Here is a 20,838-nt window from a genome sequence, read left to right as displayed (position 1 = left end):
TGAACATATTGTACCAAAAAGAGCATGAAGAAAAGCTGATACACGATGTCCTGACCTATTATCCGTTTCAGGTTGAGCATGTCGCGCTGAAGTCAAACAAAAGCGGACGCAAGATTTGGGAAATCGAAACCGACAAAGGCCCGAAACTGTTAAAGGAAGCACAAATAAAGCCTGAACGTATGTTGTTTATTACTCAGGCACACGCTCACTTACAGGAAAAGGGGCTGCCGATCGCTCCCCTTCATAAAACAAAAAACGGGGGAAGCTGTATAGGAGCGGACCACATTTCTTACAGCCTTTATGATAAAGTGCCGGGAAAAGAAATGATCTATTACAATACAGAGCAAATGAAAAAGATCATGGCGTTCGCAGGCCGCTTCCATCATGCGGCCAAGGGATATGTTTGCGCGGATGAAAGCAAGAAAAGAAGCAGGCTGGGCAAATGGAATAAATTATATCGGTGGAAGCTGCAGGAGTTAGAAGGAAATATGCAGATTGCATCCTCTTATGCAGATGATCTGTTTTCTCAAACCTTTTTATTGCATGCCGATAAAATGCTGGCGAGAGGCAAAGAAGCTCTCCGCAGGCTAGACGCCTCTGACTACGAGGAATGGACAAAAGAAACGCTCAAAAACGGGGGATTCTGTTTTCAGGATTTTACCTTGGCGCGTTTAACGGAAGTTGACGGCGAACCTTTTCTGAAGGAGCTGCACTCCATCACATACGATTTGCCTTCAAGAGATTTACGGATACTGCTCAATAAATTGATGGTGAAGCTATCGGTTTGGGATACCGACCTCATGGTATCGCTTCTTCGATCCTACGACGCGGTTTATCCTCTCACAGAAAAACAATATGAGATCCTATGGATTGACTTAGCGTTTCCTCATTTATTTTGTGCGATTGCCCATAAATACTATTTAAAACAGAAGAAATCATGGTCTGATGAAAAATACAATTGGGCATTGCAGAATATGATTTCTGTTGAGCATTCAAAGGAAGATTTTTTACAGCAGCTTCCGGCACTTTTTAAAGACATCAAATCACAGCAGGGAGTGAGCTGATATGAGAAGTAAACGAGATGCTGCCTCCATTTCCAAGCTGGATTTAGACTCATTTGTATTTACACCGCCGGGGTCTATGGGATGGCAGTCACATGAAACGGAAACAGGTTCAGACGATGATGCTTCTGAGGAACGTTTTTCTGTGGCCGGCAGATTAAAAGAGTTTCCAAGCGCGGCGGCTACGCCCCATTCAGGCAAAAAAAAGTCTTCAAAAAAATCGGGAAACCAAGCTTCAGAGCCTCATCAGAAAGGTTCAGCTCCGCCCCGCAAAGAGAAGAAGAGAAAGGCTCCTAAAAAGAAATCCCGAGATAAAAGAAGAGCTGTCACTCACCTTTCGGGTAAGGGCATTGTGTCACCATGGATTTCCAGTATCGTCAAAGGGGAAAGATAATCAAGTAAGCGATGAGGCATAAACGGCATTTATGCCTTTTTTTAATGTGAAGAGCCCGCATCTGAAGATACGGGCTCTTCTTATTTTGATTTTGATGCAGTGAAAACCTGTTTTGAAAAGCTTACATCTAGGTTTTGATTCAGCAGGGGAGGCAGATACTGTTCATTTAATGGTTGCAGGACGGATTGATAAACAGCATCGAGCCTTTTAGCGGCGTGGAGAAAGGTGAACGAGGCTTCAACCCGGTTTCGGCCGTTTCTTGCTATTTTTTTCGATAAATTCATATCCGTGAAGACCTTGTCAACCGCTTTTGCGAACGATGAAGGTTTATCATAGTTTTCAATCACAAGACCGTTCACTTCATGCTTGACCACTTCACCGTTTCCGCCGCGGTTGGTGGTGATTAAAGGCGTCCCGGCAGCCATCGCTTCATAATTCACCCGCGCGAGCGGTTCATTCCATTGGGAACTGCATACAAATACATCCGCCATTAAAAAGAGGTTTGGAATTTCATTTGCAGGAATAAAATTGGTGAAGAGGACGTGTTCTTTATAAGGTTTCGCGAGTTTACGCAAAAACGCCACGTATTGATTCACTCCGTCGTCACTAAACCATTTCCCCCCGGCTATGACCAAAACGGCGTTTTTATGCTGCTGCAAGATGCGTTTCATGCTATGGATTAAAAGATGAGGCCCTTTAGTCGGACTTAACCTGCCTGCGAATAATATGACTTTTTTATCTTCTAATTCGTATTTCTTGCGGTATTCCTCCCTGATTCTTGCCCCTTTTATTGTCCACACCGGCGGATAGGAAGGGAGATCAACACCGGAGTATACGACTTTTATTTTTTCTTTGGCTTCCGGAAACCGTTCGATGACAGTTTGCTTAATAAATGTACTGACGGTTGTGATCATGGACACATGTTTGATCACCTCTTTGCCTTGGGCGAAAGTCAGTTTTTTTTCGGAAAACATCTCATTATGCAGGCTGAGCACGACTTGGCTGTTCGGTGCGGCCTTTTTGTATAAAGGAACATTTAAAGGCCGGTTGAACACATGAATCAGATCAAATGATGACTTTCTCAGCTCATTTGCGACGGCCTCGCGATAATGGTTTTTTGGAAGATGAATATAGCGTACGCCATTTTTCGTTTCTTGTTGCGGGAGATCGGGATCTTCTATGGAGAAAATGGTCAGTTCATATCTGCTGCTGAAATAAGGTGCCACGCCGTCGATCATCATTTGAATCGCTCCTCCGCGTATAGCCGGAGACGGCAGTTTTTCTGTGCAAATAAAAGCAAGTTTCAACACAATTCACCTCGCATAAACGGACTGGAGGTATGCGAATTCTTTCGCCAATCCGTCTTTCAATGATATGGCGGGAGCGTAATTCAAGGCTTGTTTTGCTTTTGAGATATCAGCCCATGTTTGGCTCGGCTCACCGGATACTCTGTCTGAAAATGTCAAATGGATTTTTGTTCCGGAAATCTCTTCAAGCAGGGATATAACTTCCAGCACTGATGCCCGTTCGGTTCCGCCGATATTGAGCGTTTCTCCAATGAGATTCTGCCGCTGAAGAACGGCCGCCGTGCCTTTTACACAGTCTTCGATAAATGTGAAATCCCTGATCTGCCGCCCGTCTCCGTAGATCGTGAGCGGTTTTTGGTCAAGGTGCTGTTTGATGAAGCGGTGAAACGCCATGTCAGGCCGTTGTCTCGGACCGTATACTGTGAAAAAACGGAGTATGATCACAGGAAGGTTAAAGCTTTTTTGATAGACGCGGCAAAGTTTTTCCCCGGTCAGTTTTGTCACGCCATATGGAGATAAGGGGTGCAGCTCGGCGTCCTCGCTTACTTTGCCAAGTTTTTCGCCGTAAACTGAAGAGGTGGAGGCGAAAATAAATGCTTTTAAAGGTTGTTGTTTACAGGCTTCCAGCAGTCTTTGCAAAGCCAGGATATTGTGATGTACATAAGGGTGAAATTGATCGCCCCAGCTTGTGCGAACGCCGGGTATCGCGGCTAAGTGATAGACTGCATCAATGTCTGCCAGCAGGTGAGAAAGATCTGCTGTTAACAGATTTTCCTTAACAAATGTAAATCGTTTTTCTTCTAATAATGTTTCAATGTTTTTCAGTTTTAACCAAAAAGGAGTCGGGCCGATCATATCATCGACGCCTTTAACCGTATTGCCTTTGTCTTTCAGCAGCTCTTCACAAAGGTGGGAGCCGATAAAGCCGGCCGCTCCTGTCACTAGGATTTTCATCGAAGGCCAACTCCCGCACAGATTAATCCGCAAGCACTCAGCAGCTCTTTATTTAACACATTCCGTCCATCTATAATCAGACGGCCCTTCATTTTTTCAGCCGCTTCGGTCCAATTAAGTGTCAAAAACTCAGGCCAATCTGTCGCCAAAAATAAAAAATCGCTCTCAGATATCGCGTCCATGGCTTGGCTGTGCTGGGTCACCTTGTTTTGCAGCGAGGGGGGGATTTCTGCTTCCGGGTCATAGGCATGAACATCACATCCAAGCTGTATCAGTCTTTCCATCAGCCGGACGGCTTGGGAGTTTCTGATGTCATCGGTGTTCGGTTTGAAGGAGATCCCCAGCACCGCGGCTTTTTTATGATGAAGTGTTTCAAAATACTCCTTGATTTTTTCTACATAAAGATCTAATTGCGTATCGTTAACGAGCTGGACGGCGCGCAGCAAGTCTGTATCAACCCTTTTTTCAGCCGCCGCATATTGAAGGGCCTGTAAATCCTTTGGAAAGCATGATCCTCCGTAGCCGATGCCTGCCTGTAAAAAGTCTTTGCCGATTCTGGGGTCCAATCCGATGGCTCGGGAAATGTCTGACACATCAGTTTCATATGCCTCACAAATTCGCGCCATTTCATTAATGAAAGAAATTTTAGCAGCCAAAAAGTAGTTGCTGGCATACTTTATCAGCTCTGCTCCGGTTAAGCTTGTAATGATATATGGCGCGTCTATGTGTTTGTAAATCGACTGCACGATGCCGACAGACACGTCATCTCCTTTTTTTACGCCGATGACGGTTTTATCCGGATGCAGCATGTCATACAGCGCGTTTCCTTCTCTCAAAAATTCTGGGTTGGAGACAACGGCAAACATGGATTGAGAAACACCGGAGGCAATCAGGTCTTCTTCTATTTTTTCATTTGTCCCTGGGGGAACGGTGCTTTTTGTGATAATGGTTTTATAGGATCTGATGGATTGGCTGATATCTGTTAGGACGTGGTCAAGAGCCGTGACATCCACTGTACCGTTTGAAAGAGAAGGTGTTCCGACAGCAATAAAAATAACCGTACATTCGGCTATGCTTTCTTTTACGAGGGAGCTAAACGTTAGATTTTTGGAGCTTTTCACTGCATCGGAGAGCCCAGGTTCGTAGAAGGGAATGTCCCCGTTATTCAGCCGTTCAATTTTATAAGTATCTTTGTCTGTGCAAATGATTTGATGTCCGATTGATGCTAATGCCGCTGATAAGGTTAAGCCGACATATCCGGCGCCAACCACGCAAATTTTCATCGCCTGAGCTCCTTTACAAGATGACTGGTCATATATAGTATCCTATTAAAAAAGAGCTGTTTCGTGATTCGGTTTTCCGCCTATATAAGGATTGGAGAAAATAATGGCTGTACGCAAGATGGTTAGGGAGGAGGAAAAATATAAAACCCCCGGCGCAGCGGGGGTTAATCAGCGTGCAGATCACCAAATGTTGTCATGATACCCTCTTCATCAAGTTCTTCTTCATAGCGTTCATGTGCTCTGCTTGGATACACTGTTATTTCTTTACCTGTTATATCTGTCGCGATAAAGTTTTCATATGATTCTGTATTGCCGATATTTTCCTCAGCGTTCATCGTCATATCATCATAGCTGAGCGGCGGATTTTCCATGTCTTGCGGGGTTTGTGAGTTCCCGTATTTTTCGACGTCTTGATATGCATCCTCACTGTCGTAGGGCGCTCTTATTTCTTCATCGCTGTCAAACTCGAATTGCCCGAATGGTGTTTCCTCTTCGATGGGCCGGTCTTTAGAAACTGTATCTTGTGAAGAATATTCAGCAAGCGTTGTGGCGGTCGGAAGCGCCTCAAGACGTTCAAACGGAATTTCCTTTCCGCTGGCTTCACAGATTCCGTAGGTGCCGTTTTCTATTGCTTGTAAAGAATGTTCAATGTCCCGAAGATGCTCTCTTTCATGTAAATCAAGGGCAATGTCTTTTTCCCGTTCGTAAAGCTCTGTCGCTTGATCGCCGGGGTGGTTGTCATATGCTGAGAGCTCGCCCCATGAATCATACGGAAATGCAGAATTCAATTGAAAATGGTCATTGTCTTTGAATCGGTTTAAAATATCTTGTTTTGTCTGTTCGAGTTCTTTTTTCAGGTGCTGCAGCTGTTCATTTGTAAGCAAATTGATCGCCTCGTTTCTCTGTCGTGCTACCTTTAGTATGAACGATTTTTGCGAGAACTTTCATGAGAAAGAGAAGGAGAAATATGGTGGATTTTCCTTTCGGAAGAAGCAGATATAATTATTGCTAAGCAAGGGTGAAGAAATTTCAGGTTTGTTTCTTTTTCATTTGAGCAATTAGGTTTATAATAAGTAAGGCAGGTATTTTGGACTGCTCGATCTGTGTTGTTGACACAATGAAATCACAGGTGTATTGTATTAAAAGCATTTTACGGATTTTGGAGGAATGTCTCATGGTGACAACAGTGCAGCGTACTTTCCGAGAGGAAGTTCCTTTTGCATTACATAAAGCCAAACAAGTCAACCATGCTGTCTTATTAAGCTATTCGAGACGAATTGAGTCTCTGGACCCTCTATCATTTTTCAATTACGGAGCAAAAAAATATAAGGGTAAACGATTTTTTTGGTCAGAACCAGATAGTGAATTGACAATAGTCGGTCTTGGCAAAGAAGCTGTTTTCCGGACGGATGAAAAAAACGATGAGCGGTATCACGTGGTTTTTGAAGAATGGGAGCGCTTTAAAAAGACGGCTTTTCATATTCATGATGAAGAAAATCTGCAGCAGGCAGCGGTAGGGCCTGTTTTATTCGGAGGTTTTTCCTTCGATCCCCTGGAAACAAGAGGGAATGAGTGGGATCATTTTTCTGAAGGCAATTTCTTTGTTCCGTCGCTTATGCTGACGAAAACGGATGACGGACAATTTTTGACGGTCAATCAATGGGTCAGCAAAAACGAGCAGGCGGAAGATGTATTGGCAAGCTTACAATCGTTTGCGGACAATATCGCGGTTTCTTCTTTAGATGAAGAGGCGCAGGCAAATATCACGCAGACTGAGGAACTTGACCGGGAAGATTGGCTCAAAGCGGTTAAAACCGCAACAGATGAAATTAAAGAGGGCCAGTATGACAAGGTAGTGCTTGCCCGCGAGGTGAAGCTGACGTTCGACGGGTCTGTCCGAGTTCACAGCGTGCTTCGCAAACTCCTGAAGGATCAAAAAACGAGTTATATTTTCGCTGTAGAAGAAGGAAACAAAAGCTTTGTCGGGGCGTCTCCTGAAAGGCTGATTAAGAAAGAAGGAACTCGTGTGATGTCTTCTTGTCTGGCAGGCTCAATCAAACGCGGAGCTGATCCGGAAGAGGACCGCGAAATGGAGCTTGAATTGTTAAACGATGAGAAGAACTTATTAGAGCATGATATCGTGGTCAATATGATTCAAGATGCTTTTTTATCAAGCTGTGACACCGTCGAAAAACCAGATGGTCCTGAACTGTATAAGACGAAAAACGTTCAGCATTTATATACGCCGATTGTCGGACAGCTTAATCATTCGGATTCCATGTTTGACTTAATTAAAAAACTTCATCCTACTCCGGCTTTGGGCGGAGCGCCTCGGGAAAAGGCCGTGGAAGTCATAAGAGAACTCGAGCCGATGTCCCGAGGCTGGTATGCGTCCCCGGTGGGCTGGATTGACAGCCAGGATAACGGCGAATTTGCAGTTGCCATCCGGTCGGGCCTTATTGCAGACAGCCAAGTCCGTTTATTTGCGGGATGCGGCATTGTCGCTGACTCAGATCCGCAAGCAGAGTATGAAGAAACACAAATCAAATTAAAGCCGATGATCTCTGCTTTAGGGGGTGACAGGCATTGACAGTGAATCCGATCACACATTATATTGGAAGTTTTATTGATGAATTTGCCTTGTCAGGGGTGACGGACGCTGTCATTTGTCCAGGTTCAAGATCAACTCCTTTGGCGATTCTGGCTGCTGCCCATCCGGATATTCATGTTCATGTCCAGATTGACGAAAGATCCGCCGCTTTTTTCGCCCTGGGACTGGCAAAAGCGCAGCAGCGGCCCGTGATGCTTATTTGCACATCAGGCACGGCAGCTGCTAATTTTTATCCTGCTGTGATTGAAGCCCATTATTCGAGGGTTCCGATTATTGTGTTGACTGCTGATCGGCCGCACGAACTGCGCGAGGTGGGAGCACCGCAGGCGATTGATCAGCACTTCTTATTCGGTAACTTTGTTAAGTTTTTCACAGACTCGGCTCTGCCAGAAAATGATCCCCATATGCTCCGTTATATTCGGACGCTGGCAAGCCGTGCCGCAGGGGAAGCCGGCAAGCGGCCGATGGGTCCGGTTCATGTGAATGTGCCGCTGCGAGAGCCGCTTATGCCAGATCTCTCTGATCATCCGTTTGAGAGAAAACGAACGGGAAGCCATGTGTCTGTTAAAACGGGGACACACTCAGTTGACAGTGATTCTTTGTCTGATATCAAGGCCATTCTGGCTGATGCGGAAAAAGGGATGATCGTCTGCGGAGAAATACACGGCGAAACTGAAAAAGAGCATATTCTTGCCCTTTCTGATGCGTTACAGTATCCGATTTTAGCCGATCCGCTGTCTAACCTGCGAACAGGCGCTCATGATAAGGCAATGGTGATCGACGCCTATGATTCGTTTTTAAAGGACGACGAGCTGAAAGCCGTTTTGCGTCCGGACGTTGTGATCCGTTTTGGGCCGATGCCCGTTTCAAAGCCGCTATTTTTATGGCTGAAGGAAGATTCGGATATTCAGCAGATTATAATAGATGAGGACGGCGGCTGGAGAGACCCGACACACACGAGTGCTTACATGATTCACAGCAATGCTGGGGCGTTTGCCGATGCCTTATTGTCGGACGGGTTTGAAAACAGACCGGCTGAATGGCTGGAGAAATGGCAATTTGTCAATCAACGGTTCCGATATCATCTTCAGTCCGTAAGCAGTGAGGAAATCTCATTTGAAGGAAATCTGTACAGACAGCTTCAGCATCTCATTCCGGAAAACAGCTCGCTGTTTGTCGGAAACAGCATGCCGATTCGTGACGTGGATACGTTTTTTGAAAAACAAGACCGCCAGTTCCGAATTTACGCGAATCGCGGCGCTAATGGGATAGATGGTGTCGTATCTTCAGCTATGGGCGTTAGTGAAGGAACAAAAGCGCCGGTAACGCTTGTGATTGGAGATCTGTCTTTTTATCATGACTTAAACGGTCTTTTAGCCGGGAAGAAACTTGGAATCCCGCTTACCGTCATTCTTGTTAACAATGACGGCGGAGGAATTTTCTCTTTTCTGCCGCAGTCATCTGAACAAACGCATTTTGAAGATTTGTTCGGCACTCCGACGGGCCTTGACTTTAAGCATGCCGCCGCTCTCTACGGAGGGACGTATTCATGTCCGGAGTCATGGGAAGAATTCCGCCAATCATACGCGCCTCAAGCAGATGAGCCCGGGCTTCATATTATAGAAATCAAAACGGATCGCCAGTCAAGGGTGCAGCTCCATCGTGATTTGCTGAATTCGGTTGTGCAGGAAGTGAAAAAAGAATGGGAACTGTAAAGATTACAGTCTCAGACGGCGTTTGTTACGCTGTGAGCGATCACAATCCGAATGCTTCTGAAGCTGTCGTTTGTCTGCACGGATTCACCGGCAGTAAAGATTCCTGGACATTTCTTGATGCAATGTTCCCTGAATCACGTTTGGTGAAGATTGATTGTTTAGGGCATGGGGAAACAGACGCGCCTATCGATGGGCGCAGATATAGTACGAGCCGGCAAGTTTCTGATCTTGCCGAGATTTTTAACCAATTAAAACTTCACAAAGTGAAACTTATTGGTTACTCTATGGGAGGAAGGCTTGCTTATTCTTTTGCCGTAACATTCCCTGAACGTGTGGCCACGCTTGTGCTGGAAAGCACCACGCCTGGTTTGAGAACACTTGAGGAACGGAAAGCCAGAATCATGAAGGATCGAAAGCTTGCTGATTCTATATTAAGAGAGGGCATTGTGTCTTTCGTTGATTATTGGGAAAGCATTCCTCTGTTTTCCTCCCAGCGTTTGCTTGATGAAAGCAAACGGGATGTTATACGAAGAGGACGCCTGCAAAATAGTCCCATTGGTCTTGCCAACAGTTTAACGGGAATGGGAACCGGTTCCCAGCCTTCCTGGTGGGACAAATTAGAGCAAATAACCGCTCCGGTTCTTCTCATTTGCGGAGAATGGGACGAAAAATTTTGCGGCATCAATAAAAAGGTGCATGAACGGCTTTCTTACAGTAAAATTAAGATTGTCAAACAGGCCGGGCATACGGTTCATGTGGAACAGCCGCGTTTTTTTGGTAAAATAGTAAGTGAATTTTTATCGTCTGAGAAAGCATAATACATTGTGCTTACTTAACGTGAAAAAGTGAGCCTGATATTGCCGGGCTCATATGTAAAATAGAGGAGGTCATATAATGGCTGCAGAATGGAAAAGCGAACGAAAATATGATGAAATTTTGTATGAAACGTATAACGGCATTGCCAAAATAACAATTAATCGACCAGAGGTACATAATGCGTTCACCCCTAAAACGGTGTCGGAAATGATCGACGCGTTTGCTTACGCGAGAGATGACTCAAATATCGGTGTCATTGTCCTTGCAGGTGCGGGAGACAAAGCATTTTGTTCAGGCGGAGATCAGAAAGTGCGCGGCCATGGAGGCTACGTCGGTGACGACCAAATCCCGCGCCTTAACGTTCTGGACCTACAGCGTTTAATCCGGGTAATCCCTAAACCTGTCGTAGCCATGGTTTCTGGCTATGCAATCGGCGGAGGCCATGTACTCCATATTGTCTGTGATTTAACAATCGCCGCTGATAACGCGATCTTCGGACAAACAGGCCCTAAAGTGGGAAGCTTTGATGCAGGTTATGGCTCAGGCTACTTAGCGCGTATCGTCGGACACAAAAAAGCGCGTGAAATTTGGTACCTATGCCGTCAATACAACGCCCAGGACGCTTTGGAAATGGGGCTTGTCAACACGGTTGTTCCCTTAGAGAAGCTTGAAGAAGAAACGATTAAATGGTGTGAAGAAATGCTTGAGAAAAGCCCGACCGCTCTCCGTTTTCTCAAAGCTGCGTTTAACGCGGATACAGACGGACTTGCCGGAATCCAGCAGTTTGCAGGGGACGCCACTCTTCTTTACTACACAACAGATGAAGCAAAAGAAGGCCGTGACTCCTTTAAGGAAAAACGCGATCCTGATTTCGGACAGTTCCCTCGTTTTCCGTGATCAAACGATACTTGAAACAGCTTGAGCCATTGCGGTCCAAGCTGTTTTCTTTGAATACAGTAATTTTACCTCGGAGATGATGATATGCTGACAGAACAGCCCAACTGGCTCATTCAAAGGGCACAGCTTACACCTGAGAGAATCGCTCTCATCTATGGAGGCAACAGCCTCACATTTGCAGAACTATATGCCGCCTCGAAAAAAATGGCCGCGCAGCTTTCCGCGTGTTCTTTACATAAAGGAGACACAGCCGCCATTTTGTTGGGGAACAGAGCCGAAATGGTGTACGCCGTTCACGCCTGCTTTCTACTGGGGGTCAAAGTTGTACTCTTAAATACAAAGCTGTCCAAACATGAAAGGCTGTTCCAGGTAGAGGATTCCGCGGCCCAGCTCTTACTGACGGATTCAAACTTCCGGAAACAGGATTATGAGCATATAATCAAGACGGTTGACGTCGATGAGCTTACTGCAGTGGAGATAGACGACATTGAGGTTGAATCTTATATGCAAATGGACGATACTGCAACGCTCATGTATACCTCTGGAACGACGGGCAGGCCGAAGGGAGTGCAGCAAACATTCGGGAACCATTATTTCAGTGCGGTATCCTCCGCTCTTAATTTAGGTGTAACCGAACGGGATCGCTGGCTTATCGCATTGCCGCTGTTTCATATCAGCGGGCTGTCGGCTTTGTTTAAATCTGTGATATACGGGATGGCCGTTGTGCTTCATGAAAGGTTTTCTGTGAGTGATGTGCTGGATGCGGTCAGCCGGCATCAGGTGACAATCATATCGGCAGTGCAGACAATGCTATCGAGCCTTTTGGCGGAAACAGATCGCTGTCCTGATTCGATCAGATGTATTCTGCTTGGAGGAGGCCCCGCGCCGCTGTCTTTGCTTGAAGAATGCCGTCAGAAGGGATTTCCGGTTTTTCAATCCTATGGCTTAACGGAAACGTGCTCGCAGATTGTCACTCTTTCACCTGAATTCAGTATGGATAAGCTCGGCTCAGCCGGTAAGCCGCTGTTTTCATGTGAAATCAGAATTGAAAAAGACGGTGAAACGTGCGAGCCGCTTGAACATGGAGAAATTATGGTTAAAGGGCCGAATGTCATGAAAAGTTATTTTAACCGAGAAAGCGCAAATGAAGCTTCTTTTCATAATGGATGGTTTAAAACCGGCGATCTCGGTTATTTGGATGATGAAGGTTTTTTATATGTGCTGGACAGGCGTTCTGATTTAATCATTTCAGGGGGAGAAAATATCTATCCTGCAGAAGTGGAATCCGCGCTGCTCGCCCATCCTTCTGTAGCCGAAGCGGGTGTTTCAGGAGCCGAGGACCCCAAATGGGGAAAGGTGCCGCATGCCTATCTTGTTTTGCGTAATCCGGTCAGTGCAGAAGCGCTGGCTTCGTTTTGCAGAGAACGTTTGGCTAAATATAAAATACCGGCAAAATTTTTTGTACTGGATCAGCTGCCGCGAAATGCCTCAAACAAGCTTTTGAGACATCAGCTGAAGGATGCATGTAAAGGAGAGCTGTTATGATTCAGATTGAAAAAATCACGCTTTATCATGTAAGTATGAAATTGAAAAAGCCATTCAAAACAAGTATAGAAACGCTTCAAGAACGTAAATTTTTAATAGTTGAGGCGATTGATCAGTCCGGTGTTGTCGGCTGGGGAGAAGTGTCCGCGTTCTCCTCTCCGTGGTACACCGAGGAAACCATTCAAACCTGCTTACATATGCTGAAGGATTTCTTTATTCCTAATGTAGTCGGCCGTGAGTTTTCCCACCCCTCTGACGTGCCGGACAGCCTGGAGCGGTTTAAAGGAAACCGGATGGCAAAAGCCGGACTGGAATCCGCTGTATGGGACATCTACGCGAAACGCAAGGGCATCACGCTTGCTGAAGCGCTCGGCGGTTCAAGGGGGAAAATTCCCGCAGGCGTGGTTGTCGGTCTTGCGCCGCTGGATGATATGCTGCGTGATATCGAACAATATATAAAAGAAGGTTATCAAAGGATTAAAATTAAAATTCAGCCGGGGAATGACATCGAGCTATTAAAAGCCATTCGCAGCCGATTCCCTCAAGTTCCGCTGATGGCTGACGCAAACTCTTCCTATCAGCTGAAGGACATCAGCCGAATTAAAGAGCTTGATGATTTTCATTTAATGATGATTGAACAGCCTCTCCAGGCTGATGACATAGTCGACCACCGCCACTTGCAAAAGCATCTTAAAACCGCCATTTGCCTTGACGAAAGCATCTGTTCGGCTGATGATGCAAGACGTGCTATTGAACTGGGAAGCTGCAAGATTATCAATATAAAGCCGTCCCGGGTCGGCGGATTGACTGAAGCACTCAAGATTCATGATCTATGCAAAGAACACCACATGCCAGTCTGGTGCGGCGGCATGCTTGAAACAGGCATTTCCAGAGCGCAGAATGTGGCGCTTGCTTCATTGCCTCAATTTACGATACCGGGGGATATCTCATCCTCATCCAGGTATTGGGAGGAAGATATCGTGACACCGGACATCCGCATTAATAAAGGCTTTATATCTGTGCCGGAGCAGCCGGGTTTAGGCGTTGAGGTGAATCAAGAAATTATGAGAAAATACGTGACAAAAATGGATGTTTTTACGAGGAACAGCTGAGATAATTGCTTTTTAGCAATTTGTGAAGATCTTAAACTTGCTGATATAGTAAAACCGTTAGATAAAACATCCCCTTCTCGTTTGAACCGGCTGATTTCAGCCGGTTTTTTTATGAAAACAGCTTGACAAAAATGGAGAAACGCGATAATTTTGCGCTAAGGAAACTTTTTGTCACTTGTGAACAAAAGGTGTTTTTAGCTAATTAAATGTCACATGTCTAAAAAAAGAATACATAGAATAGGAGTATATTCTTATTTTTTAGCATGCATTCGGGGAGGGAAATGGAATGAAAAAAAGCGCATTATTTATGGCAGTCATTATGGTTAGCTTTGCTTTAACGGCTTGCGGTTCAAAGTCTTCCGGCGGGAGCGGCGATGACAAGCTTAAAGTGACGACCACAACGGCCCAAATAGCGGATGCGGCGGAAAAAATCGGCGGCAGACACACCGAGGTCACCTCATTGATGGGACCTGGCGTTGATCCTCATTTGTATAAAGCCTCCCAAGGCGATACAAAAAAATTAACCGACGCTGATATTGTGTTGTACAGCGGTTTGCATTTAGAAGGGAAAATGGAGAATATACTTAAAAAAATCGGTGAGCAAAAACCGACTGCTCCCGTTGCTGAGGCTATTCCTGAGGAGAAGCTGATATCGACAGAAGAAGACCAAGATACGCATGACCCGCACGTTTGGTTCAGTATTCCGTTATGGCTGTATGCTATTGATGAAGTAGAAAAACAATTGAGCGAAGCAAAACCAGCATACGCCGATGAGTTTAAAAAGAATGCAGAGAAGTACAAAGAAAATTTGAAAAATTTAGATAAAAAAGCGCGTGATCAAATTGAGAGCATTCCTAAGAAAAGCCGGGTGCTAGTCACTGCTCATGATGCTTTTGCGTATTTTGGGAAGGAGTATGGGTTTGAGGTGAGAGGACTGCAAGGGCTCAGCACCGATTCTGATTACGGATTAAAGGATGTACAAGAGCTGGTTGATGTGCTGGCGGATAAAAATATTAAAGCTGTTTTTGTTGAAAGCAGCATATCTGAAAAGTCAATAAACGCAGTCGTCGAGGGGTCTAAAGAGAAGGGGCACAATGTGTCAATCGGCGGCCAGCTATATTCTGATGCAATGGGAGCAAAGGGGACAGAGGAAGGAACATATGAAGGAATGTTTACACATAATATTGATACAATTGTCAATTCACTTAAATAAGCAGAGAGGGGGAAGAATATGTACCCGGTTGACATTGAAAACGTAACCGTCGCTTATCATAAAAAGCCTGTATTGCAGGACATCTCGATGCAGGTGCCGGAAGGAAAATTGATTGGTATCATCGGACCGAACGGAGCGGGAAAATCTACTTTAATCAAAGCGATTCTGGGACTCATCCCCCGCGCATCCGGCGACGTCTCGATTTACGGAAAAACATACAGCAAGCAGCGAAAAAAAATTGGATACGTTCCCCAAAGAGGTTCTGTTGATTGGGATTTTCCAACAAACGCACTTGATGTCGTCTTAATGGGGAGATATGGCCATATCGGCTGGCTGAAAAGGCCGAAAAAATCGGATGTCGGGTTAGCTAGGATCTGTTTGGACAAAGTCGGCATGCTGGACTATGCCGACAGACAAATCAGCCAGCTATCAGGCGGGCAGCAGCAACGGGTCTTTCTTGCCAGAGCATTGTGCCAAGATGCCGATATCTATTTTATGGATGAGCCGTTTGTCGGCGTTGATGCGGCAACGGAACGGGCAATTATTACCCTGCTGACTGAATTAAAGCAAAAGGGGAAGACCGTTCTTGTCGTTCATCATGATTTGCAGACGGCTGAAGATTATTTTGACTGGATTTTGCTGCTTAATCTCAGAAAAATTGCGTTCGGGCCAACGGAACAAGTGTTTACCATAGATAATTTGCAAAAAGCCTATGGAGGAAGGCTCGCCTTTCTCAAAGATAAAGTCATGGTTGAAGGGAGTCAGGGGTGAGTGTATTGATAGAAAATGTGTGGATTCAGCTTCAGCACCCGAATACCCAGTGGGTTTTGGCGGGAACTTTGCTTCTTGGGATCGCAAGCGGCGTACTCGGAAGCTTTGTTCTTTTGAGAAAACAGAGTCTGATTGGTGATGCGATGGCTCATTCGGCTTTGCCTGGTGTTTGTATTGCTTTTCTCTTAACCGGACAGAAATCACTGCTGTTTTTTTTGGTCGGCGCTGCGGTTTTCGGTTTACTCGGGACATGGTGTATTCAGCAGATTACCGGGCATTCAAAAATTAAAGAGGATTCCGCTATCGGTATCGTTCTGTCTGTCTTTTTTGGTGTCGGCATCATGCTTTTGACGTATATTCAGCAACTCGGTTCCGGCAATCAAAGCGGTCTTGATTCATTTTTATTCGGCCAGGCAGCATCTTTGGTCAGACAGGATATTGTCATTATTGCAGTGATTTCAGCCGTTTTATTACTGGTTTGTGCGGTCTTTTTTAAAGAGTTCAAAATCATAACATTTGATATGGCGTTTGCCAAAGGGCTGGGAATGCCGGTTCAGTTCCTAAACGGGCTTCTCGTTCTGCTTATCGTATGTGCCGTTGTAATCGGACTGCAGACGGTAGGTGTGATCATGATGGCGGCCATGCTGATCACACCCGCGGTTGCTGCGAGATATTGGACAGAAAACCTGACGGCGATGGCCGTAATAGCCGGTCTGATCGGCGGAATCAGCGGTGCTTCGGGAACCTTGCTGAGCACGACGATGAATGGCATGGCAACAGGGCCTCTGATTATTCTCACCGCCACCTGTGTATTTTTGCTCTCTTTATTATTTGCGCCGAGGCGCGGGTTAGCCGCAAAGGCGGTCAGGCTGCTTAAACTGAGAAGAAAAACGGGTTATGAGCAGGTTCTGCTGACAATATATGAGCTGAACGAAAAAACAAAGGAAGCCGATATCACAGAAGGCCTCGTGAGAAAGAAAAGGCCTATCGGTTCTGCATTATGTAAAAAGTCTTTAAGAATGCTGGAGAAAGAGGGATATATTCTTCGATCAGAACATGATACATGGAAAGTGACGCGTTCAGGACTTGAAAAAGGGTATAGACTGGCGCTTGCATATCGTATGTACGAGATATATCTCATGCATGAAATGGAGCTGTCGAGTGTGGATGCGGGCGGAATAGATGATTTTAAACCAGACCGTTTATCGGATGAAATGAAAGAAAGGCTCGTCAGCCTCTTGAAGATGCATGGAAGAATGCCCGCACTCCGTCCGCAACATCGGGAAATAGAGAAGGGACAGATGATCAATGAGCTTTGAGGCGTGGATTATTGTAACGGGGATATTAGTCGGTGTCAGCTGCGCATTAATCGGCACCTTTCTTGTACTGAGAAAAATGGCAATGCTTGCAGACGCGATCAGCCATACTGTATTGCTCGGCATAGTGGGAGCTTTTCTCGTCACCCGCAGTCTTGACGGTATTTCTATGTTTATCGGTGCTGCGGCAGTCGGGCTTTTAACGGCATTTTTTGTTCAGCTGCTGCACAGTAAAGGTGTCCAGTCTGATGCTGCCATCGGTGTGGTCTTTACTTCATTATTTGCGGTGGGTGTGATTTTATTATCTGTCTACGGAGGAAATGTACACCTTGATGTCGAGCATTCATTAATGGGAGAGATCGCTTTTGTACCTTGGAATACGGTGTCCTTGTTCGGAACCGATATCGGCCCAAAAGCATTCTGGATGCTGGCGTCTGTGCTGATCATTAATTTGCTGCTTATTATACTGTGCTACAAGGAGTTCAAAATTTCTTCTTTTGATCCTGAAATGGCGCTGGCACTTGGCATTCCGGTTCTGTTTATCCATTACGTCCAAATGGGAATGTTGTCGCTTACGACTGTCGCTTCCTTCGATTCCGTCGGTGCTATATTGGTGGTTGCGATGCTGATTGTCCCGCCGGCAGCCGCCTATCTGTTGACCGATCGGCTGCTCCATATGCTGATCATAAGCGCAGCGATTGGCGCACTCTCCGCCGTTTCAGGCTATTACTTCGCCACATGGCTGAATGTTTCTATTTCCGGGGCCATGGCTGCTATGACAGGCGTATTTTTCTTAACGGCCTTTTTGTTTTCTCCTGCAAATGGCTTTATTTCAAAGCGGCTGACAGGGCGAAAGGTGAAAACAAGCTGAGGGATGCTTATCAGGAGCTCTCAGCTTGTTTTCAAAAGTCATAGTAACCCCATTCGGCTGCATTCCCCATCTGCTGCTTGTGTTAATTAAGTGTTAATGAAGAATATTTTTCCTCGAATTTCTCCGATTGTGACCAGCCTTCGGTTTTGCCTGCACCCAGTGCTAAAGCGGCAGAGGATTCCGTTTTATTAGACAGATTCCAGTTCACCCAGCTGCTTTTTTTGCTGTTTAGGTAAGTAGCCATTCTTGTGACTGTTCAGGGGAAACGCCGCTGTTTCCCCATTTCGTCACTAAAAGCGCCGCGCCTTTTTTAAGCTTTGTCTCTTAGCGCCTGGCCATGGGCCGGCATAAAAACGAATACATAACGTTTTTATCTTGTAATGGATTGTCGGCCGCATCATTGACATCCTGGCTCCAGGTTCCGGTGCCGACAATAATCACATTTGTTTACGGATTTCAGAAATTACTTCTTCTGCATATGGTTTTATATCACGATTCCAGTTTACATCTCCGTTTGGCTTCTTGGCAATTTCATATATCACATTTGGTGTATCGCCATAAAGTTTCGACATTTCTTTGAAAAATATCTTCGCATGGGTCTCTATTCTGATTTGGTTTTCCGCCACTCAGGATATGCCAGTCTATAAAGAAGCGATTCTTATTTCTCCCTTTAAGAAATATGACGATAAACTTTAGATTGTTTACACAGTTGATGACAAAATTTCTCCTAAAAAGGTTTTCCCTTCTCTCTTCAGCCTCAGCCTTGTCCAGTGTAAAAACGATTTTCTTGATTGTCTATGAATCTTAATTCTCGTTTTTAAAAATAGAAAATTCTATCTATCGGCCCTTTTAATGGATATAGAGCGCTCAGTATAATGAAAATGATTCTCATTTGAGTTTTAAAGGAGGCAGTTTGTGAAAATGAAAAAGAAAATCGGCCTTGTATTTATCACAATGTTCTTCATGATGGTTAGTTTATCCGCTCACGTATCAGCAGCTTATAATGACGTACGAACAGGTTATGCGACGTACACAAGTTCAGGGTATTCCGGAGGGGCGGCTATGCTTGATCCGATACCGTCCGACATGAAAATTACGGCTTTAAACACGGCTGATTATAATTACGGCGGAGTGAAAGCAGCCTTAGCCGGAGCTTATTTAGAAGTCCAGGGACCGAAAGGGAAAACCACAGTATATGTAACTGATAAATATCCCGAAGGAGCATCAGGAGCGCTCGATCTTTCGCCTAATGCCTTTAAAACAATCGGCGACATGTCTAAAGGAAAAATCAACGTGAAATGGCGTGTCGTCAAAGGACCGGTCACAGGTCATTTTTCTTATCGGATTAAAGAGGGCAGCAGTCAGTGGTGGGCGGCTATTCAAGTCAGAAATCACAAGTATCCTGTAATGAAAATGGAGTATTACAAATCTGGAAAATGGATCGGCATGGAGAAAATGGATTATAACCACTTTGTCAGCACAAACCTGGGGACAAACTCTCTAAAGGTCAGAATAACCGATATCCGCGGGAAAACAGTGGAAGATACCATCCCTAAACTTCCTGCCGATGGTTCGTCTGATGCGTATATTGTACCGGGACATGTTCAATTCCCGGACTGAGTAGCCGGAATCACCAAAGAGGCTTTGAGTTCATACTCAAGCCTCTTTGGTTAATTGGGAGCAGCTTTTTCAGCAATAACTAATGCTTATGAGGTTTAAATGTTTTACAATCTGTTTCTTCGCTATTTTCAGCAGTTTCTCCTGTATGGCTGACGACATAAATAGCATCGGCCGTACATTTATTTCCTTCGTCCCAATATGAACAGTTATTGACTTCGCATAGAATTTTTTGGTCCATGCCATCACCCTCCTAGATAAAGGTACGTTATTAGTATAGCCATCCTGTGTTGCGCTATTCCTCTTGGCGGATGTACCGTTTATCCTTCATAAACAATTTCCAGAAGAAATAGAATCCCGGAAATAAGATAATAAAGGCGACAATGTAAGTCATAAACAAAGCTCTGAAGGTTGCGGGCTCTGTAAAGCCTGACATGATGGTAATATCCGGATAAATCATATAAGGGAGATGGGCCCGTCCGTACGCGTAGCTTGCCAAGAAATATTGAATGGCAATCGCCACCACTGCGATCCTCGGTTTTCCAAGGTTTTTGCCGAAGCGTTTGTTAGGCAAAAAGAGGGCGATGCCGGCGATAATAAATGTGACCACCGAGGCAATAAGCCAGGTCAAATCCTTCATCATTCCGGTATAAAGCCAATTTGCTTCATTTCGCAAGGTAAGTAAAATAAACATGGCCATTATGAGTGACAGCGGCCCGGTAATCAAGGCGCTTCTTCTGTAAATGCGAAATGCGTGCTCTTCCTCCGCCACGTTTGAAAAATCCGCCAGAAGCAGCGAGGAGAGAAACAAAGTGGTTAAAATCGCAAATCCGATAAATGAATAAGCATTAGGGCTTGTAAAGATGCTGGCCATGTTTAAATGATAAATGCCATTCGTTTTTTCAATAAATCCTCCATGTGTCACCGGCAGGACAAGAATTAAAACTGCGGGGATAATAAAACCAGAGATGCCGGAAATGTATCTCATGATTTTACGTTCCTTCGCCGTATTTGAAAAAACGAGAAATCCGCTCCGAATCGCCAAAAGCAGTAAAATAATGCTGCCCGGAATCAATAAAACCGTACCAAGCACAAAGGTGGCCCCCGGAAAGAAACTAAACAGCGCGACGACAATGGCGACAATAAAAACGTTTGTGACTTCCCAAGTCGGCGATAAATATCGGTTGGCGATGCCGGTCGCTTTTGTTTGTTCTTTATTCAAATAGATCATGGACCAAAAGCCGGCCCCAAAATCCATTGTCGCCATAACGGCATATATAAACACAAATCCCCATACAATTGAAATTGCGATCAGAGCATCTGATGAAATGTCCATTTGCATCAATATAACTTCC

The 20,838-nt window shown here is 45.1% G+C and carries 19 protein-coding genes and 1 pseudogene; 13 read left to right on the top strand and 7 right to left on the bottom strand.

What is annotated here, in order from left to right; all coding sequences use genetic code 11:
- Positions 1-8: 8 nt before the first annotated feature.
- A complete protein-coding gene (cotS, locus tag AAHT65_RS01080; protein WP_343310852.1) occupies positions 9-1,064 on the top strand; it encodes a spore coat putative kinase CotS in 1,056 nt (351 codons plus the stop codon).
- Position 1,065: 1 nt separating this feature from the next.
- Positions 1,066-1,455, top strand: coding sequence for a hypothetical protein (locus AAHT65_RS01075; protein WP_343310851.1), 390 nt, complete (start codon positions 1,066-1,068; stop codon positions 1,453-1,455).
- Between the two features lie 80 nt (positions 1,456-1,535).
- Here AAHT65_RS01075 and AAHT65_RS01070 read toward each other — a convergent pair whose 3' ends face one another.
- From AAHT65_RS01070 to AAHT65_RS01055, 4 genes are all read right to left on the bottom strand, one after another.
- Positions 1,536-2,762 carry a glycosyltransferase family 4 protein gene (locus tag AAHT65_RS01070; protein WP_088117826.1) on the bottom strand — a complete coding sequence of 409 codons (1,227 nt, stop codon included), beginning with the start codon at positions 2,760-2,762 and terminating at the stop codon, positions 1,536-1,538.
- A gap of 6 nt (positions 2,763-2,768) precedes the next feature.
- Entirely contained in the window at positions 2,769-3,716 is a 948-nt protein-coding gene (locus AAHT65_RS01065) for an NAD-dependent epimerase/dehydratase family protein (protein ID WP_088117825.1), read from the bottom strand.
- Positions 3,713-4,999 carry a UDP-glucose dehydrogenase family protein gene (locus AAHT65_RS01060; RefSeq protein WP_106360356.1) on the bottom strand — a complete coding sequence of 429 codons (1,287 nt, stop codon included), beginning with the start codon at positions 4,997-4,999 and terminating at the stop codon, positions 3,713-3,715. Before AAHT65_RS01060 ends, AAHT65_RS01065 begins: the two co-directional genes overlap by 4 nt.
- A gap of 164 nt (positions 5,000-5,163) precedes the next feature.
- On the bottom strand, positions 5,164-5,883 hold the full coding sequence (locus AAHT65_RS01055) for a yteA family sporulation protein (RefSeq protein WP_003324912.1): 720 nt from the start codon (positions 5,881-5,883) through the stop codon (positions 5,164-5,166).
- 290 nt (positions 5,884-6,173) lie between these two features.
- Here AAHT65_RS01055 and AAHT65_RS01050 point away from each other — a divergent pair, with 290 nt between their 5' ends.
- From AAHT65_RS01050 to AAHT65_RS01005, 10 genes are all read left to right on the top strand, one after another.
- Positions 6,174-7,589 carry an isochorismate synthase MenF gene (locus tag AAHT65_RS01050; RefSeq protein ID WP_343310849.1) on the top strand — a complete coding sequence of 472 codons (1,416 nt, stop codon included), beginning with the start codon at positions 6,174-6,176 and terminating at the stop codon, positions 7,587-7,589.
- Positions 7,586-9,325 (top strand): 2-succinyl-5-enolpyruvyl-6-hydroxy-3-cyclohexene-1-carboxylic-acid synthase, encoded by a 1,740-nt coding sequence (gene menD / locus AAHT65_RS01045; protein ID WP_343310848.1) that lies wholly within the window; start codon positions 7,586-7,588, stop codon positions 9,323-9,325. The genes AAHT65_RS01050 and menD overlap by 4 nt, the downstream gene beginning before the upstream one ends.
- The gene (gene menH, locus AAHT65_RS01040) at positions 9,313-10,143 is read left to right on the top strand and encodes a 2-succinyl-6-hydroxy-2,4-cyclohexadiene-1-carboxylate synthase (protein ID WP_343310847.1); all 831 of its coding nucleotides are present in this window, start codon (positions 9,313-9,315) and stop codon (positions 10,141-10,143) included. The genes menD and menH overlap by 13 nt, the downstream gene beginning before the upstream one ends.
- Before the next feature lie 76 nt (positions 10,144-10,219).
- The gene (gene menB, locus AAHT65_RS01035) at positions 10,220-11,038 is read left to right on the top strand and encodes a 1,4-dihydroxy-2-naphthoyl-CoA synthase (protein ID WP_003324916.1); all 819 of its coding nucleotides are present in this window, start codon (positions 10,220-10,222) and stop codon (positions 11,036-11,038) included.
- An 84-nt stretch (positions 11,039-11,122) separates the two neighbouring features.
- On the top strand, positions 11,123-12,583 hold the full coding sequence (locus AAHT65_RS01030; protein ID WP_343310846.1) for an o-succinylbenzoate--CoA ligase: 1,461 nt from the start codon (positions 11,123-11,125) through the stop codon (positions 12,581-12,583).
- Complete coding sequence (gene menC / locus AAHT65_RS01025; protein ID WP_343310845.1) at positions 12,580-13,695, top strand: o-succinylbenzoate synthase; 1,116 nt, start codon at positions 12,580-12,582, stop codon at positions 13,693-13,695. Before AAHT65_RS01030 ends, menC begins: the two co-directional genes overlap by 4 nt.
- A 286-nt stretch (positions 13,696-13,981) precedes the next feature.
- Positions 13,982-14,908 (top strand): metal ABC transporter solute-binding protein, Zn/Mn family, encoded by a 927-nt coding sequence (locus tag AAHT65_RS01020; RefSeq protein WP_094232631.1) that lies wholly within the window; start codon positions 13,982-13,984, stop codon positions 14,906-14,908.
- Positions 14,909-14,926: 18 nt separating this feature from the next.
- Entirely contained in the window at positions 14,927-15,679 is a 753-nt protein-coding gene (locus AAHT65_RS01015) for a metal ABC transporter ATP-binding protein (protein WP_003324923.1), read from the top strand.
- The gene (locus AAHT65_RS01010; RefSeq protein WP_343310844.1) at positions 15,676-16,998 is read left to right on the top strand and encodes a metal ABC transporter permease; all 1,323 of its coding nucleotides are present in this window, start codon (positions 15,676-15,678) and stop codon (positions 16,996-16,998) included. Before AAHT65_RS01015 ends, AAHT65_RS01010 begins: the two co-directional genes overlap by 4 nt.
- Positions 16,988-17,866 carry a metal ABC transporter permease gene (locus tag AAHT65_RS01005; RefSeq protein WP_003324926.1) on the top strand — a complete coding sequence of 293 codons (879 nt, stop codon included), beginning with the start codon at positions 16,988-16,990 and terminating at the stop codon, positions 17,864-17,866. Before AAHT65_RS01010 ends, AAHT65_RS01005 begins: the two co-directional genes overlap by 11 nt.
- 133 nt (positions 17,867-17,999) lie before the next feature.
- On the opposite strand, the pseudogene AAHT65_RS01000 reads toward AAHT65_RS01005, so the two are convergent.
- Positions 18,000-18,511 (bottom strand): annotated as a pseudogene (locus AAHT65_RS01000) (cellulase family glycosylhydrolase); the annotation flags it as partial.
- A 309-nt stretch (positions 18,512-18,820) separates the two neighbouring features.
- Here AAHT65_RS01000 and AAHT65_RS00995 point away from each other — a divergent pair.
- The gene (locus tag AAHT65_RS00995) at positions 18,821-19,486 is read left to right on the top strand and encodes an expansin EXLX1 family cellulose-binding protein (protein ID WP_315917075.1); all 666 of its coding nucleotides are present in this window, start codon (positions 18,821-18,823) and stop codon (positions 19,484-19,486) included.
- Positions 19,487-19,565: 79 nt separating this feature from the next.
- Here AAHT65_RS00995 and AAHT65_RS00990 read toward each other — a convergent pair whose 3' ends face one another.
- Together AAHT65_RS00990 and AAHT65_RS00985 are read right to left on the bottom strand one after the other, a co-directional pair.
- Positions 19,566-19,724 (bottom strand): DUF1540 domain-containing protein, encoded by a 159-nt coding sequence (locus tag AAHT65_RS00990; protein ID WP_003324931.1) that lies wholly within the window; start codon positions 19,722-19,724, stop codon positions 19,566-19,568.
- Positions 19,725-19,778: 54 nt separating this feature from the next.
- Entirely contained in the window at positions 19,779-20,819 is a 1,041-nt protein-coding gene (locus tag AAHT65_RS00985) for a cytochrome d ubiquinol oxidase subunit II (protein ID WP_035175529.1), read from the bottom strand.
- Positions 20,820-20,838: the final 19 nt, after the last annotated feature.

This window comes from Bacillus atrophaeus (assembly GCF_039519175.1).
In the GTDB taxonomy this organism is placed as follows: Bacteria; Bacillota; Bacilli; order Bacillales; family Bacillaceae; genus Bacillus; species Bacillus atrophaeus.
Note: the sequence above shows the minus strand (reverse complement) of the source record. Positions and strands in the feature narration are given on the sequence as shown.